Annotated in this window: 17 protein-coding genes; 10 read left to right on the top strand and 7 right to left on the bottom strand. The window is 63.2% G+C overall.

The features are described from left to right. Nucleotides 1–444 precede the first annotated feature (444 nt). From QZT63_RS00185 to QZT63_RS00165, 5 genes are all read left to right on the top strand, one after another. On the top strand, nt 445–1,437 hold the full coding sequence (locus QZT63_RS00185; RefSeq protein ID WP_290647628.1) for a cysteine synthase A: 993 nt from the start codon (nt 445–447) through the stop codon (nt 1,435–1,437). Between the two features lie 301 nt (nt 1,438–1,738). Continuing rightward, nucleotides 1,739–3,109 carry a cystathionine beta-synthase gene (locus tag QZT63_RS00180; RefSeq protein WP_290647626.1) on the top strand — a complete coding sequence of 457 codons (1,371 nt, stop codon included), beginning with the start codon at nt 1,739–1,741 and terminating at the stop codon, nt 3,107–3,109. Between the two features lie 32 nt (nt 3,110–3,141). Beyond that, on the top strand, nt 3,142–4,311 hold the full coding sequence (locus QZT63_RS00175; protein ID WP_290647625.1) for a PLP-dependent aspartate aminotransferase family protein: 1,170 nt from the start codon (nt 3,142–3,144) through the stop codon (nt 4,309–4,311). A 55-nt stretch (nt 4,312–4,366) separates the two neighbouring features. Beyond that, the gene (locus QZT63_RS00170) at nt 4,367–5,080 is read left to right on the top strand and encodes an AzlC family ABC transporter permease (RefSeq protein WP_290647624.1); all 714 of its coding nucleotides are present in this window, start codon (nt 4,367–4,369) and stop codon (nt 5,078–5,080) included. Next, nucleotides 5,077–5,403 (top strand): AzlD domain-containing protein, encoded by a 327-nt coding sequence (locus QZT63_RS00165; protein ID WP_290647622.1) that lies wholly within the window; start codon nt 5,077–5,079, stop codon nt 5,401–5,403. The genes QZT63_RS00170 and QZT63_RS00165 overlap by 4 nt, the downstream gene beginning before the upstream one ends. 33 nt (nt 5,404–5,436) lie before the next feature. Here the strand turns inward: QZT63_RS00165 and QZT63_RS00160 are convergent, their stop codons facing one another. Beyond that, nucleotides 5,437–6,015: an NnrU family protein gene (locus tag QZT63_RS00160; protein ID WP_290647620.1), complete on the bottom strand. Its 579-nt coding sequence runs from the start codon at nt 6,013–6,015 to the stop codon at nt 5,437–5,439. Between the two features lie 91 nt (nt 6,016–6,106). On the opposite strand from QZT63_RS00160, the gene QZT63_RS00155 reads away from it, so the two are divergent. The 4 genes from QZT63_RS00155 (at nt 6,107) to QZT63_RS00140 (ending at nt 8,442) form a co-directional block, all read left to right on the top strand. Then, entirely contained in the window at nt 6,107–6,478 is a 372-nt protein-coding gene (locus QZT63_RS00155; RefSeq protein WP_290647618.1) for a thiol-disulfide oxidoreductase DCC family protein, read from the top strand. A 167-nt stretch (nt 6,479–6,645) separates the two neighbouring features. Next, a complete protein-coding gene (locus tag QZT63_RS00150) occupies nt 6,646–7,644 on the top strand; it encodes a kelch repeat-containing protein (protein WP_290647616.1) in 999 nt (332 codons plus the stop codon). Between the two features lie 233 nt (nt 7,645–7,877). Beyond that, on the top strand, nt 7,878–8,099 hold the full coding sequence (locus QZT63_RS00145) for a hypothetical protein (RefSeq protein ID WP_290647614.1): 222 nt from the start codon (nt 7,878–7,880) through the stop codon (nt 8,097–8,099). Between the two features lie 121 nt (nt 8,100–8,220). After that, a complete protein-coding gene (locus tag QZT63_RS00140; RefSeq protein ID WP_290647612.1) occupies nt 8,221–8,442 on the top strand; it encodes a hypothetical protein in 222 nt (73 codons plus the stop codon). Between the two features lie 460 nt (nt 8,443–8,902). Here QZT63_RS00140 and QZT63_RS00135 read toward each other — a convergent pair whose 3' ends face one another. The 5 genes from QZT63_RS00135 to coxB all read right to left on the bottom strand — a co-directional run bounded on the left by QZT63_RS00135 (nt 8,903) and on the right by coxB (nt 14,685). After that, a complete protein-coding gene (locus QZT63_RS00135; protein ID WP_290647611.1) occupies nt 8,903–10,042 on the bottom strand; it encodes a hypothetical protein in 1,140 nt (379 codons plus the stop codon). A 168-nt stretch (nt 10,043–10,210) separates the two neighbouring features. Then, the gene (locus tag QZT63_RS00130) at nt 10,211–11,032 is read right to left on the bottom strand and encodes a cytochrome c oxidase assembly protein (RefSeq protein ID WP_290647609.1); all 822 of its coding nucleotides are present in this window, start codon (nt 11,030–11,032) and stop codon (nt 10,211–10,213) included. A 77-nt stretch (nt 11,033–11,109) separates the two neighbouring features. Further along, nucleotides 11,110–11,457, bottom strand: coding sequence for a hypothetical protein (locus QZT63_RS00125; RefSeq protein WP_290647607.1), 348 nt, complete (start codon nt 11,455–11,457; stop codon nt 11,110–11,112). Then, on the bottom strand, nt 11,454–13,970 hold the full coding sequence (ctaD, locus tag QZT63_RS00120) for a cytochrome c oxidase subunit I (protein ID WP_290647606.1): 2,517 nt from the start codon (nt 13,968–13,970) through the stop codon (nt 11,454–11,456). Before ctaD ends, QZT63_RS00125 begins: the two co-directional genes overlap by 4 nt. Next, nucleotides 13,963–14,685 (bottom strand): cytochrome c oxidase subunit II, encoded by a 723-nt coding sequence (gene coxB / locus QZT63_RS00115; RefSeq protein ID WP_290647604.1) that lies wholly within the window; start codon nt 14,683–14,685, stop codon nt 13,963–13,965. Before coxB ends, ctaD begins: the two co-directional genes overlap by 8 nt. 33 nt (nt 14,686–14,718) lie before the next feature. Here coxB and QZT63_RS00110 point away from each other — a divergent pair, with 33 nt between their 5' ends. Continuing rightward, nucleotides 14,719–15,207 (top strand): DUF2231 domain-containing protein, encoded by a 489-nt coding sequence (locus QZT63_RS00110; protein WP_290647602.1) that lies wholly within the window; start codon nt 14,719–14,721, stop codon nt 15,205–15,207. Nucleotides 15,208–15,227: 20 nt separating this feature from the next. On the opposite strand, the gene QZT63_RS00105 is transcribed toward QZT63_RS00110, so the two are convergent. Continuing rightward, nucleotides 15,228–15,671 carry a CopD family protein gene (locus QZT63_RS00105; RefSeq protein WP_290647600.1) on the bottom strand — a complete coding sequence of 148 codons (444 nt, stop codon included), beginning with the start codon at nt 15,669–15,671 and terminating at the stop codon, nt 15,228–15,230. Nucleotides 15,672–15,803 lie beyond the last annotated feature (132 nt).

Genomic DNA, 15,803 nt, shown 5'->3' with positions numbered 1-15,803 from the left:
GCGGTCAATCTCAGCCTGTCCATGACGCGGTGCCAGTCCTCAGACGCCTATGGACCGCCGCCACCGCATGAAGTTGCATGGACATCCAAGCAGAGACAGATGACCATGTACACCGAGACAGTTCACTATGGAACACCACCATGAGAGACTCGCCACGCAACCCGGTGAAACGCGAATCCGTGGCCGCCCCCGCTGGGATGGCACCCGGGTCCGGCCTGGAGACGCCTCGGTGACGCGCCGAATCCTGGCAGCACCTGCATGCGGCGGACACCAGCGTGATGCGCTGCGCCTGCGGCGCCACTGCCTGTGGCAACCTCGCGATCCAGGTGTCCGCCGGTGACTCTCGTCCACGTTTCACGTGAGTGACTGGAGTCGGTGGTGCCGCCAACGCGCCATGAGCTGGCACGGTTCCGAAGTGAAGATCAATCAGGGGAGAGTCCGGCCATGCAAGTATGTGACGGCTTTGCAGGGGCAGTCGGCAACACGCCGCTCATTCGGCTGCAAGGGTTGTCCGAGGAGACGGGGTGTAACATTCTCGGCAAGGCAGAGTTCATGAACCCCGGAGGCTCTGTCAAGGACCGGGCCGCGCTGTATATCATCCGGGACGCCGAGCGTCGCGGTGAGCTGCGCAAGGGCGGTACCGTGGTTGAAGGCACCGCCGGAAACACCGGCATCGGGCTCGCCCATATCTGCAATGCCCGCGGCTACCGATGCGTCATCGTCATCCCGGATACCCAGACCCAGGAGAAGATCGACCTGCTCCGCACCCTCGGTGCCGAGGTGCACACGGTGCCCGCGAAGCCCTACAAGGATCCGAACAACTACCAGAAGATCGCCGGGCGTATGGCCGGCGAGATGGACAACGCCATTTGGGCGAACCAGTTCGATAACGTGGCCAATCGCCAGGGCCACTATGAAACGACGGGCCCCGAAATCTGGGGCCAGACCGACGCCACCCTGGACGCCTTCGTCGCCGCAACGGGTACCGGGGGGACGCTGGCCGGGGTCGCGCATTACCTCAAGGAACAATCCAGCACAGTGCGCTGCGTTCTCGCCGACCCGAGCGGTAGCGCCTTGTATCGCTATGTCACGACCGGATCGCCGGAAGTCGAAGGTGAAGGCTCCATCACCGAAGGCATCGGCAGCACTCGCGTCACCGCCAATCTGGACGGCGCTCCCATTGACGATGCCTGCATGATTCCGGACCAGGAGGCAGTGAGCATGGTCTACCGGCTGTTGCACAAAGAGGGTCTTTTTCTGGGCAGTTCCTCCGGCATCAATGTCGCCGCGGCGGTGCGCCTGGCCCGGGAGATGGGGCCCGGTCATACCATCGCGACAATTCTTTGCGACGGTGGCTCCCGGTATTACTCGCGACTGTTCAACCTGGAGTGGCTTCAGGGGAAAGGGCTGCAGGCAGATCCCGCGGCTGTATCCTGATTACCCGACCTTGGCAAACGGGCAGTAACCCGCCGCGGGCAACGCGCCCAATTTACGGGACAGGACACCAGTGTCCTGTCCCGTAAATAACGTTACGATTGTCGCGGCCCTGACGGCGCCTGACGGCGTTGCGCCTCCTCGCCGTAGTCCCCGCTACGCCTCGTCGGCGCGCCTTGCCAGGAACCGTCAGGATCCACGCCAATTTTCGCAACTTATTTACGGGACAGGACACTAGACTAACGTCAAGGTAGTGTGTAAAGCCTCGCTACCCGGCACCGTCTGGCAGCTCGTGAGGTGGTGAATGCAAACCTATCACAATGCCTTGGAACTCATCGGCAACACGCCGATGGTGGAAGTCACCAGCCTCGACACCGGCCCTTGCCGGCTGTTTCTGAAGCTGGAAAACATGAATCCGACCGGGTCGATCAAGGACCGCATCGGGCTCTCGATGGTCGAGGCCGCTGAGGCCTCGGGTGAGCTTCGGCCCGGGGGCACGCTGGTGGAGGGCACGGCAGGCAATACCGGTCTTGCGCTCGCGCTCATCGCGCAGCAAAAAGGCTACCAGCTGATCCTGGTCATTCCGGACAAGATGAGCCGGGAGAAGGTCTTCAACCTCAAGGCGATGGGCGCCGAAGTCGTGATGACCCGCTCCGATGTGGGTAAGGGCCACCCGGAGTATTACCAGGACAAGGCACAGCGCATCGCCGATGAACGCGAGAATGCCCTCTACGTGAACCAGTTCGGCAACCCCGCCAACCCCCTGGCCCATGAACGGGGCACGGGCCCCGAGATCCTGCGCCAGATGGATGGCCATCTTGACGCCCTGGTCTGCGGCGTCGGTTCCGGCGGGACAATGACCGGGCTCTCCCGGTGCTTTGCCGAAGCCTCGCCGGAGACAGAACTGGTGCTGGCCGACCCCGAAGGCTCCATCCTGGCCGATTATGTGGCAACCGGAGAGGTACGCACGGACAGCGGCTCCTGGCTGATCGAGGGGATCGGCGAGGATTTCATCCCGCCGGTGGCGGATCTCTCCCGGGTGCATCAGGCCATCACCATCAGCGACAAGGAGAGTTTCCTGTGCGGCCGCGAGCTGCTGCGCCGCGAGGGTATCCTCGGCGGCACGTCGACGGGCACTTGCGTGGCTGCAGCGCTGCGCTATTGCCAGGCGCACTCGCAACCCAAACGGGTGGTGACCTTCGTCTGCGATACCGGCAATAAGTACCTGTCGAAGATGTACAACGACCACTGGATGATCGATCAGGGCTTCATCGAGCGCCGGCATTACGGCGACCTGAGGGATCTCATCAAGCATCCGTATACCGAGAACGACACGGTTGTCATTGGCCCCGATGAGCCCCTGATCACGGCCTATGCGCGCATGAAGCTCTACGACATCTCGCAGCTGCCGGTACTCGAGGGTGACCGCATTGTCGGCATTATGGATGAGTCGGACGTGCTGATGGCCGTCTACGGCGCCGAAGAGCGCTTCCAGGCGCCCGTGCGGGACGTCATGGTCACGGATCTGCAAAAAGTCGATGTGCATGCCAGCCTGGATGACCTGGTCCTGATCTTCAGTCAGGACCACGTGGCCATCGTCACCGACGGTGAGCAGTTCCAGGGACTGATCACGCGCATCGACCTGCTGAACTATTTGCGGCGCCGAATCGGCTAAGCACCCCCTGGACAGCCCAATGAGGAGACGCCATGAACGCGCACGATAAACCGCACAAGCTCGCGACACGCGTCATTCACGCAGGCCAGCCACCCGACCCCTCCACTGGCGCGATCATGACGCCGATCTACGCGAACTCCACGTATGTCCAGGAGAGCCCGGGCCGCCATCGGGGCTTTGATTACTCCCGCACAAGCAATCCTACGCGGTTGGCCTACGAGCGCTGCGTGGCCGACCTGGAGGGCGGCCGCGCAGGGTTCGCCTTTGCCTCGGGTATGGCCGCAACCGCAAGCGTGCTGGAGCTCCTGGACCATGGCAGCCATGTCATCGCCATGGACGATCTATATGGCGGGACCTACCGGCTGTTCGAGAATGTGCGCCGGCGCTCCGCGGGGCTGGAGTTCAGTTTCGTCGATCTCAGCGACGACGATGCCGCGGGGCAAGCGCTGCAAAAGAACACTCGCATGGTCTGGGTGGAATCCCCCAGCAATCCCTTGCTCAAGCTCGTGGATCTGGAGCGAATCGCGGCGTTTGCGCGCAAGCATGGGCTAATCAGCGTCATGGACAACACATTCGCGACGCCGATGCTGCAACGCCCGCTGGATCTCGGGTTCGATGTCGTCGTCCACTCAGCGACGAAATACCTCGGCGGCCACTCCGATGTGGTCGGTGGCATCGCGGTGGTCGCAGACCATTCCGAGCTTGCCGAGCAGCTCGCCTTCATCCAGAACTCCGCCGGCGCCATCGCCGGGCCGTTCGACAGCTTCCTGGCGCTGCGCGGCATCAAGACGCTGTCGCTGCGCATGCGCCAGCACTGCGAGAGCGCGCGCGCCATTGCCCAATGGTTGGAAGGGCACGAGGCGGTCAGCCGGGTGCTCTATCCCGGGCTGAAAAGCCACCCACAGCACGCGCTCGCGAGCCGACAGATGGCGGACTTCGGCGGTATGGTCACGATGGTTGTCAAAGGCGGGGAAGCGCGCGCGCGCCGTGTGCTGGAGGGCTGCCGCCTGTTTGCACTGGCCGAAAGCCTCGGTGGTGTAGAGAGCCTGATCGAACACCCGGGCATCATGACCCACGCCTCGGTCCCCGCGGAGACGCGCAGGCAGCTGGGTATCGAGGACGGACTCATCCGTCTGTCAGTCGGCATAGAGGACTGCGACGACCTGATCAGCGACCTGGCCGACGCCCTGCAAGCGCCTTGATGGATGACTCCCGCGGTGTTGATCGCCCCTGTCGCCAACCCGGGCGCAAGGGACCATGACTGGCCGATTTAGGGTCCAACAGGTCTTCCTGGATGGTTTCAGTGCGATTGCACCCATGCTCCCCGGCGTGGTGCCGTTCGGTATGACGGCGGGCATCGCCGCCGTGGAGGCGGGGCTCGACCCGCTGATGGCAATGGGCATGTCGCTGATCATATTCGCCGGCGCCGCGCAACTGGTGGTCGCGCAGCTCATTGGCGATGGCGCCCTGCCGCTGATCGTCGTCCTCACGGCGTTGATCATCAATCTGCGTCTTGTGATGTACAGCGCCTCCCTCGCGCCCCATTTCGGCCCACTGCCCCTGCCCTGGCGGGCATCGGCCGCCTACCTGCTTACGGACCAAGCGTACGCCGTCAGCATCACTCGTTTTCTGCACGGTTCGGTCGGCGGCCCCAAACTCTGGTTCTACCTGGGTACAGCTTTTCCGCTCTGGGTGATCTGGCTGGCGGCGACAGCGCTGGGTGTGTGGCTGGGTGCAGCCGTTCCGGCGGCCTGGCAGGTCGGGTTCGCGTTGCCACTGGTCTTCCTGGTACTGCTGGTTCCTGTGATTCGTGACCGCCCGAGCTTTGTGGCTGCACTGGTCGGCGGTGGCATAGCACTGGTGGCCCATGACGCGCCCTACCACCTCGGCCTGAGCATCGGCGCCCTGGCCGGTGTGGTCAGCGGGGTTGCCACCGAGCTCATGCTCCACCGCAGGAGAGGCCGGCCATGAACGCCACCACCGTTTGGGTTGTTATCGTGCTGATCGGGTTCGGCACCTTCTTGCTGCGCCTGTCCGGACTTCAGCTGCTCGGCAGCGGCACTATGCCGGATTGGCTTGCCCGCACGTTGCGCTACGTGCCGGCAGCGGTGATCGCTGCAATCGTGGTCCCGGCGATTGTCTACGGCGGCCCGGACCCGGGGTTCAGCCTGGAGAATAGCCGGCTGCTCGCCGGAATCATCGCCGCCGTGGTGGCCTGGAGCACCCGCAGTGTCCTCGCCACCCTGGGCGTGGGCATGGGTAGCCTGTGGCTCATCGACTGGCTCATGCCCTGAGCGCATGGAGGCGATCAGCGGCACAATGCACCACTATGCCAGGGCCGGGACGCCTGTGACCCACGCGTGCAGGTAGAACGCGAACAGAAAGTAGACGACCAGCCCGATCACAACGGTGGCGGTGGTGCCGAGCACGCTTGCCTTGGGCGGCATCACCTGCGCGGCGCGATCCCGCCGACGCGCGGCGCGGAATGCCAGGATCGCCCAAACCAGAAATGCGCCGAAGAAGACGACATCCCCGACGCGCCCGTTGGCCAGTAGGTGCGACAGCGCCCAGAGCTTCACTGCAAGCAGCATGGGATGGCCCAAGGTTGCCTGGATGTGGTTTCTTGGCACATACGTCGCTACCAACAGGACAAAGGCCGGGATCATCAACAGCGCAACGGCATGTCGCAGTCCCATCGGTGGGTACCAGAGGTAAATGGGGTCCAGCCGCATCTGACCGTAGCCCCAGATCGCCAGTGCCAGCCCGATGACAGAAATCACAGCGTATATCCCCTTCCAGGGCCCCTCGCCGATTCGCTGGATTTGCGCGGTGCGCCAGTCCTCGGCGAAAACCCGCACTGAATGGGCACCCAGGAAGATCAGCAGACCGATTATCATGATAATCATGGGGCGTGCCTCCGTGTTGTGAAGCCCATGTGATGGTGGGGTATTGTCGTAATGGCGGAGTATTGTAGTGAGTGCAAAGCCGGGAGAATGTGTGGCGAAACAGCCAAGCCTCAAGGTCTACTACGATGGTGCCTGTCCGCGCTGCTTGCACGACAGGGCCCGCTACGAGCGGCTCGCCGGCGCTGCCGCTGCCGCGGTGGAATGGGTTGACGTCACCGGCAACGAAGAGACGTTGCGCGCCCTGGGTGTGGAGCCTCGGGATGCGCTCCAGGCGCTTCACGTCCAGGACGATCAGGGCACCATGCACCATGGGATAGAGGCCTATATCCTCTTGATGCGCCCCGTCCCCGCCCTGAAACCAGTTGCCTGGATGCTCGGGATCCCCGTCCTCAAGGATGCCCTGGAATGGGGGTATCGGCGTTGCGTCAAGCGCCGGCTTGCCCGGCAGGGCCGGCTGCCATAAGCCCGATCAGCGCTCTTGCCTCCACACTCATCGCTGCATCCCCTGGCCAAGGTCTCCTACAATTCTCCTACAATACGGAGTGTCTGGGGCAGCCAGCGGGCGATTCCCGGCCCGCTCTGACATTCGGTCCCTTGATGTCGTGATGATGACGGCAGGAGCGTGATGCCATGGGCAGTAGACATTATCACCTAAGCGCTGTACGCGCGATCGCGTCGTTCGGGTTGGTCTTAGGTTCCGCTGTGGCCAGTGCGGATGTGCCCGAGGCCGAAGGCCGCTGGAGCCAATCGGCGCCACTGCCGGAGGAGCGCACCGAAGTCAGTGTCGCCACGGACGGTGAGCGGATTTTCCTTGCCGGCGGCTTTAAGCAGGTTGGCGAGGAGGATGCGGTGGCTCCGCGCACCGTATACGCCTATAACCCGGAGGCAGACGACTGGGCATCCCTCACGGAACTGCCCGTGGGCGTCAACCATACGGGGCTCGAATACCACGACGGCAAACTCTACGTCATCGCCGGGTTCCATGAGAACACATTCGACCCCATCAGTTGCATGCGCATCTACGATATCGACGCCGATCGCTGGCGCGACGGCCCGCCCGTGCCCACGGCGCGCGGGGCTCTGGCGACCGCCGTGCTCGATGGGCGTATCCACGCCATCGGTGGCACAACGCATGGCAGGCGGGATGTCGGGGCCCACGAAATCTATGACCCTGAGACAGGCGAATGGACCGAGCTCGCACCCATGCCGACGCCCCGAAACCATCACCGCGCGACCACGATAGAGGGTCGAATCGTCGTCCTCGCCGGGCGCGATGACACCACGTTTCGCCTGACAACCAACGAAATCTACGACCCGGCCGATGACCGCTGGGAAGACGGTGCTCCTGTGCCCACGGGGCGCAGCGGGGTTGCCGTGACGGCGCTCGATGGTTGGGTGTACCTGTTCGGCGGCGAGACCTTCGAACCCGAAGAGCGCACATTCGACGACGCTGAGCGCTACAGCCTGGAGGAGGATCGCTGGGAGCGCCTGCCAGCGATGCCGACAGCTCGGCACGGCCTTGACGCAGCCGCGGTGGACGACGCGATTTTTGTGATCTCCGGCGGTCCGGATGCGGGTTTCGCATTCTCAGACGTCAACGAGCGCCTGGTCCCAAACGGCGACGACTAACGGATCCGCAAATGCGTGTGTGGGTCGCCCACCTCCGCCCTTACAGGACGCTAGGCAAGGCGATGCAGCGTCATGCCGGAATGCGTTGAGGCGGGTCAAGCCACGGCTCCTGCTCCAGGCAACGGCGGGCTTGTTCCGCACTGTGTTTTCGTGCATCAGGGAAAGCAACTATACTTGCGCGTGACCGAGTCATTTAGAACGGATTTCCTGTTACACCATTTGCGGAGGACGCCATGAGCCAGACTGTGACGGCTGCTTATGACAGTATCGATAAAGCCAACAACGCCTTTGATGAGCTGGTGTCGGAAGGCTACGCCCGAGAAGAGCTGTACCTGGACAAAGAGACCAATCAGGTCAAAGTGATCGTGCCGAACCCACTTCGAAGCGGAGTGGAAGAAATTCTCAGGCGACACGAACCGAGCGATGTATGGGCACGCCCGTTCACGCCCCAATAGCCCATCCACTGCCCGCCATCTCTGATGGCAGCGCTGGCCCGCGGACAGGCCTGCCGGGGGCTGGCCCGGTCACACCGGGGTGGCCTCCAGCACAAGTGCAAGCGCGCCGCGGAGGATGCCAATGAGTCAGACGGTTACGGCCGCCTATGACCGCGTCGACAAGGCAACCAACGCCTTTCATGAACTGGTGGCGGAGGGGTTTACCCAAGAACAGCTGTTTCTGGACACGGACTCCAGTCAGGTTAGGGTGGTCGTGCCGGACACGGCACGGGGGCACGTGGAGCGTATTCTGAAGCGGCACGAACCGGACAACCTCTGGACGCGGCAAATAGATGCCGGATAAAAAGGTGGGAACTCCGAGTGAACCCGATTGACCCGCCAGCGTGCGCGCGATCGGCTGACTGTAGTGTATCCACCGTCCCCTCGTGCGATCATTGATAGCCATACGATGTGCCGTCGGCGAGACGGTTAGCCTCACTCACCGATGCCAATGGACAGATCCCGGACGGTTCGATACCCGTTGCGGTCGATTTCCGTCACGAAGCCTCCGTTGCGACATTGGCACCGAAGCACTCCCGCCCGCTTCAGAAGGCGCAAGGCGAGGCTGTAGCACTGTCGCGGCGAACGTGGATGAAGTCGACGCGTAGACGCCTTGGAGTGTCCCTGGCGCCGCTGGATCTCAAGAGTGATCATGCGGACCTCCCAGAACTCCTCTGTCGTTACCACCCTATATACTGGCGGAGTGGTTGCCTGGCTATTCGTACAAGCAGCTAAGGGGTTCCAACAATCAGCCAATCGCGGCGTCATTGGCCCCGAAAACGATCACGCAATGGGTCAACGCGGCCCGGAGCGGTCCGCCACAAATCGTAGCCGACAAAAAATGCGGTTTCATCGCCGCGCTGCGTGACACCCACCGATATGCGGTGATTCAGGTGAAACATCACGCCGTAACCGAGAACGGATTTGCCGGAACGGTCCGAAGCGGTGGTGACGAGCGATGCGCCCAATCCCCTGCCGATGCTGCCGTCGTTGCGCCAGGACCAACGGTTGTAGCCGACAAGTTCCAGAGTTAGCGCCGGCTCCACGCGCTCGCCTGATTCCTGCCCCTGCAGGTATTCCAGCGCTACGCCGGGGTGCAGCAGGATCCACTGGGACTCCGGCGCCCCGCACATCCCACCGGGCGTGTCGCAGTAATGGTCGCGCGCCGCGCGATACCGCCAGGCGTTGAACGCGAGCTCCCAGGGCATTTGGCTGCGCGCTTCGGTGAGGTACGCGGTCCATTGCCGGTGATGAACCCTAAGGCGCTGATGGAGATTCTCCGTCGCCGGGCGCTCGACACTCAGATTCACGACACGCTCCATCAGTTTTACCTGGCGCAGGAGCAGGATCACGTCTTCGGTCACCGCATCGCATTGCGGTCCGGGCGCCCGGCATGCCGGGCGCAGGGCCTCAGCGCCTATGTCATCGTCGTCGATGACAGGCAGCATCCAGCGCCCGGTCGGGTCAAACGCCACCTGCCAGTGGTCCATACGCGCCGGGGGTCGATTCAGCCCTTGTTGCCCGGCCAACCGTGCCCCGACGCGGTCGGCATTTTTCGAGACCGCCTCGAACCAACCGCGCAACTGCGCGGTGGCAGCATTGCCCCCGGCGTTGCGGGCGTCTCCGGCAATGCGCTCCGCCACCTGGGATGCCGCAGAGCGCAGCCCTGCCACCGTCGCGAATTGGTTGAGGTTGAGTTCGAACGCCAGCATCCGGGCGGGCGGCCACGTGTCCTTGTCGCCGCCCAGGCAGTCGTTGACGTAAGCCCTTTCAAGTCCATGGGTTCGCGCCTGCAACTGCTCGGCGCCTCGGGCCGTGGCAAGCAATTCATCGCAATCGAATGCCCCCGCCAGGCTGGGCATGAGCAGGCTCAACAACAACAGCGACCGAACACAGCTAGGCACGGGATACCTTCGTCGATTTAAGCCCATGGTCCCGACACGGCGCAGGGAGAACCGATGCGGCGCACGCGCCGCCGTCCAGGCTGCCCCTGCTCCCGCCATTCCAGCTCCTGCGGAGGCCCTGGGCCCAGTCCCTACCGCCCGCCCAGACGGCTTTCAAGGCTACAAGGGTTAGCCCCGGTTTTCCCAACCGCCGCGGCCTTGGCCCGCCGCGTCCATGCGTCGTTGCATTTGGCGATACCAGCGCGCACCGACCCAGGCGGAAGCGAGGATATACGGGATGCCCCCGACAACCCACATGATCAACCCCGCCAGTTGCTGGTCCTGCAGGCCGCGTGCTTCCCCATACATCGGCGCCTCGGCGAATGTGAGCACAGCGCCCAGGAACCCCGTATGCATCAGCGTCAGGAGCAACGCAAGCAACGCCCAAGGTGCATTGCGTTCGCTGCTCTTCAGCACAGCCCACCAGAACACCCCGGCCGTCACTACAAAGCACGCATGCTCCGCTGCATGCCACCAGGGGTTATTGACCGCCACCATGTAGAAATAGGGGGTGTGCCAGAACCAGATTGCAACGCCGTGCAGATACGCAGTCACCATGGGGCGCCCGACCAGGCGCAAGATGGGCCCCCAAATGCCGATGAGCATGCGCCCTGCGCCAGCGGCGATTTGCGGTAGCGGACGACTCAGCACCCACAGTGGTGCAATGACAACTATCAGCAGCATGTGCTGCACCATATGGGCGGCGGTGCTGGCCTGGGCCCAGTCATCCAGCGGGCCGAACAGAGCCAGCGCGCAGAGGAGTGTCGTTGCATGGAAAAGGGATGCTGCCGGGAGGGTAGGCAGACGCCTGCGCGAACCGCGCAAGTAAGCGACCCAGAACAACGCGAGCAATACAGCGCCCAGTAGACCGGCTGCCTGATCCTGACCCCGGCTTGTCAAGGGATTATGGGCCAGTGCCGACTGGAAGGGCATCAAGGACAGTAAGGCCACGCTGGCCAGCCGTGACGCATATGCCGGACGTTGCGTTCTGTCCCACACTGAGTGGTCCGAGCCTGTGGGCCAGGGCACTAGACGCATGGGGGGAATACGATCACCGGTAGGCCGACCGCGAGCGTGGCCCCGGCCGCGGTCAGATGGACACCACTGGCAACCCAGGTGAGGAAACGCTTCACGGTCCCCCCTCCCGCTTCGGATGCACCGCGCCAGCAACGCAGCGTCCAGTGCACCAGCAGCAGGGTCGTCGCAAGCGTCAGGAGCAGCAGAAGGGCGTTGAGCCATGTCAGAGCACCTGCCGCCGGGTCCGGCGGCGCCACGGCACACCCCACGGAGAGCCCGCCGTACAGCGCGACAAACCAGACACTCCAGATGACCAGTCCCAGGACCAGCTGAAACGGATGCGTCGGCGAGAGCATCATGCGCCTCCCCAGGCCATGGGGAGCAGAATAAACACGGCAAAACTCACCCAGAACACACCCAGCGTGTAGACCCAGAACGGGCGCAGGACGACGGGTTCATAGGGGAGAGCGGAATTGATATATCCAAGCCGCACCCGCACGGCCTGAAGCACACTGAGAATCACCGCGAGGCCACCGTGAATAAAGAGATAGATCAGCATGACAAGAAGCAAGGCGTCATGCGCCAGTTCCGTCGGGCTCAACGCGGCGCTCATCTGCACCCAAACCAGCAACGCCACGTGCGCCCCCCCCAGTATCGACACGCCCCAGAGTTTCCCCTGTAGCCCCGTGGCATCCCGCCCCCTGAGGCGCTCAACCACTCGGTGGTAAAACAAAACCGTGAGGGTGAGCAAAACACCGCTGCCGATCAGCGGCACAAGGGGAATCTGCTGTCCCTCGGGGACGGACCACCCGGGCGAGGCCGTCCACAGATACAGCCAGCCGAAAATCAGCGACACATAAAGCGTGCCGTTTGCAAGCAACGTGACCACCATGCCCCAGAGTCCGGGACCGTCGCAGGTCCGCGAGTGGAGGGGCGGCTGGTGCGGCTCATTGTCCTTAAGTGGTGCGGCCTGGGGGTGAGCCCCATTGACCCAGCTCCAGCGCAGCAAGAAAACCATCGCGCCGGCGGCGCCGAGGGCCGCAACGGGGTAAACACGTACCAGCAGTGCAATGCACACCACCGCGAGGGATAAGGCCGCCAGTAACGGCAACCAGGAATTGGAGGGCAAATGGATGACCTCCCTGACCTTGCCGGTGACCGCATCCGAGCCGTAGGTTTCGCGGCGCCCGTGATCAATTCTCGCCAAACCGTGCTCACCAGCCGCGATGGTCTCAGGCAGCTCCGGGTGTTCCCAGAGGGGGTGGCGGGTACGCACATCCGGAAGACTGACGAAATTGTAAGAACCCGGCGGTGTATCTGTCGCCCATTCGAGCGTATCCGCATTCCACGGGTTACGCGGGGCCGGTCGCCCGAAGCGGAAGTGCAGGGCAATGTCGAGGAGAATCATCGCCACCCCGGCGGCCATGATAAAGCCACCCACGGAGGACAGCAGGTTGAGCCAGTCCCATCCCAACCCGGCCTCGTAGGTATACACCCGCCGCGGCATACCCAGCAGCCCGGTCAGGTGCATGAGCAGGAACGTGACGTTGAAGCCGATGAACGTTAGCCAGAAACCCCAACGACCGAGCGCGGCCGAAGGCATCCGTCCGGACCAGTGCGGCAACCAGTAGTAGAAGCCTGCGATCAGGGGAAACAGCATGCCGCCGACGAGCACGTAATGGAGGTGAGCGACGACGAAGTGGGTGTCATGCACCTGCCAGTTAAACGGCACCAGGGCAAGCATGACACCGGTCAGCCCACCGGCCACGAATACAACGAGAAAGCCGAAAATCCACAGCATGGGCAGGCTGTAGATCACCCGCCCGGTCCACAGGGTGGCCAGCCAGGCGAATATCTGGATCGCCGTGGGCACTGCCACCAGCATGCTGGCCACCGAGAAGAACGACTGGGCGAGCTTGGGGATGCCGATGGTGAACATGTGGTGGACCCACAGACCGAAACTGATAAACGCCGTGACGATGATGGCGAGCACGAGCCAGCGGTAGCCAACGATGGGTCGCTGAGAAAATACGGGAATGAGTGTGGAGACGATCCCCGCCGCCGGTAGAAAGATGATGTAGACGTCCGGGTGGCCGAACAGCCAGAAGAGGTGCTGCCAGAGGACCGGATCCCCTCCCCCGGCCACATCAAAAAACGGCATTCCCACAGCCCGCTCGAGCTCCAGAAGGATGCTTGCGAGAATCAGCGGCGGGAAACCGAAGACGATCATCAGCGCCATTGCCAGGATGTACCAGCAGAAGATCGGCATGCGGCGCAGCGACATTCCGTTGGAACGGGTGCGAAGAATGGAGACCGTCAGCTCGATGCCCGCCGCCATGGCGGAGATCTCGACAAAGGTAACGCCGAGCAGCCAGAAGTCCGACCCCGGGCCCGGCGCGTACGCGGAGCCACTCAGCGGCGTGTACATGAACCAGCCAGAGTCCGGCGCCTCGCCCAGCACCAGGCTGGACGCGATAATCAGGCCGCCGAAGAGATAGCAGTAGTAGCCAAGCGAGGTGATACGCGGGAACACCAGGTCCCGGGCACCAATGAATTTGGGGATCATGTAGATCGCCAGGCCTTCCAGGATGGGAATGGCGAACAGAAACATCATCACCGTGCCGTGCATGGTGAAGATCTGGTTGTAGACGTCCGCCGAGATGATCTCCTGTTCCGGCAACGCGAGCTGGGTGCGCACCAGCATCGCGAGCAGCCCGCCGATCAGGAAAAACACCACCCCCGTGACCATGAAGCGCAGACCGAGTGAGGTATGGTTCACTGCCGCGAGCGTTCCCCAGCCCGGCAGATTCGACCAGACACGCTCGAAGCGCTGTTCCAGCGTGCCCCCCTCCTCGGTGCGTGCGTCACTCATCGCTGTGCGCTTCCTCTAGCCAGGCCTCGAACGCCTCCTGGGAGTGGGCCTCGAGTGTGAAATCCATATGGGCATGATTGAGCCCGCAAAACTCCGCGCACTGGCCGCGATACGTGCCCGGCTCATCGGCGACTAAGCGCAATACGTTGTCTCGCCCGGGGATCGCATCAAGCTTGCCGCCCAGGCGGGGCACCCAAAACGAGTGGATGACGTCCTCGCTGGTCACGTGCACATGCACGGGGACGCCGACCGGAATGTGCAGCTCGTCCGCAAGGCGAATGTCCTTCCCCGGATATTCCACCTCCCACCACCACTGATGGCCGGTGACTTCGATGCGCAATACATCCTCGCCATCGGCGGCCACGGGCAGCATGTTGTGGCCGACCGGAATTCCGAAAGCCAGCAACACGGTGACGCTCGCCAGCGGTAAGATGAGCCCGCCGCCGACGATCCACCGGTTTTGCAGCCGCCGCGCGGCCTCTTCACTGACCCCATCCGGATCCCGGCGCATGGCAACCAGCCACAACACCACCACCGCGAGCAACACCACAGTGGAAAAGGCGAACATGGCCCACCAGAGCCAGGCGACGGCGGTGGCGGCAGGGCCGGCCGGATCCAGTGTCGACAGTGGCCCGGCGCATCCGCCGAGCAACAGGGGGATGATAAACAGCGCAAAGATGGCTACGCTCTTTGCGGTAAGCAACCGCGGGAACAAGCCCCGGCCACCAGCAACCCTCCAGGGAGCGCCATGCAGCTCGAACCCATCATCAGTAGGGCGTCGATTCTCGGCCATCCGATTCACCCCATGTTGATCCATTTCCCCGTCGCAGCCCTGCTCATGCTGGTGGGAACGGACATCGCTTACGTTTTCACCGACGATTTTTTTTGGGCCAGAGCGGGCCTGTGGCTTGCCGGCGTCGGCGCGCTGGGCGGTTGGATTTCCGGACTTGCCGGGCTGATCGACCTTGTCACCGTGGCTCGCATCCGCCGTCTCATCACCGCATGGTGCCACTCGATCGTCGCGGTCATGCTGCTCTCCCTCGCCTCCTTTAACTGGCTGCTGCGCTTCGGCGAGCCGGCTGCGTATATTCTGCCGTGGGGTCTGTACGTCTCGCTGCTCACTGCCGTGCTGATCTCTGCCGCCGGTATCCTGGGCGGCCAGTTGGTGTACGAATACGCGGTGGGCGTGGACACCGAGCAGGCCAAGGATAAGCACGCCCGGGCGAAACCGTCGTAATCGAGCACGGGCGGGTGGGTTCACGGCGCCCATGGCAAGGCCTCCAGGGAGGGTTTCGCCAGGACCACCCAGACGATCGCCGTCATGAGCACACACAGCACAACGCCAAGCAGCCAGCACCAGGGTCGCACCGGCCGGTGACTCTCCCCTTCCGCACGAAGAATCAGCACCCCCATCAATACATGGCACACGACCAGCCCTGCGACCAAGGTCAGCTTGGCGATCAACCAGACCTCAACCGTCGCGTTGAGCAGAAAAATGGCCGTTCCGGAGGTGATTGTCAGCAGCGCCGCGGGCGTCGCGACGTGCGTACAAACCACGCGCGCCACGGTGGCGTGCCGGGTGGGGGTGTCCGCGATCTCGATTTGTCGCGCGTCTGCGCCTGCCACCAATGCGGGGAGGTAAAGTAACGCTGCCGACCAGAAGAGCAAAGCAATCACGTGCAGAATAAGCACCCACAGCATTCTGCCGCCCCTATTGTTAAACCGTGATATGGATAACAGTTTGACGCCCAGAAAATAGCATACGCTTGACGGTCGTCGACGGTTCCTACGAGTACGCAGCTACAGGCAACCGGCCGCGGCGGAGCATCCAGG

The sequence above is a fragment of the Aquisalimonas sp. genome, assembly GCF_007120195.1.
Classification (GTDB): domain Bacteria; phylum Pseudomonadota; class Gammaproteobacteria; order Nitrococcales; family Aquisalimonadaceae; genus Aquisalimonas.
This window is presented reverse-complemented; position numbering and strand designations above follow the sequence as displayed.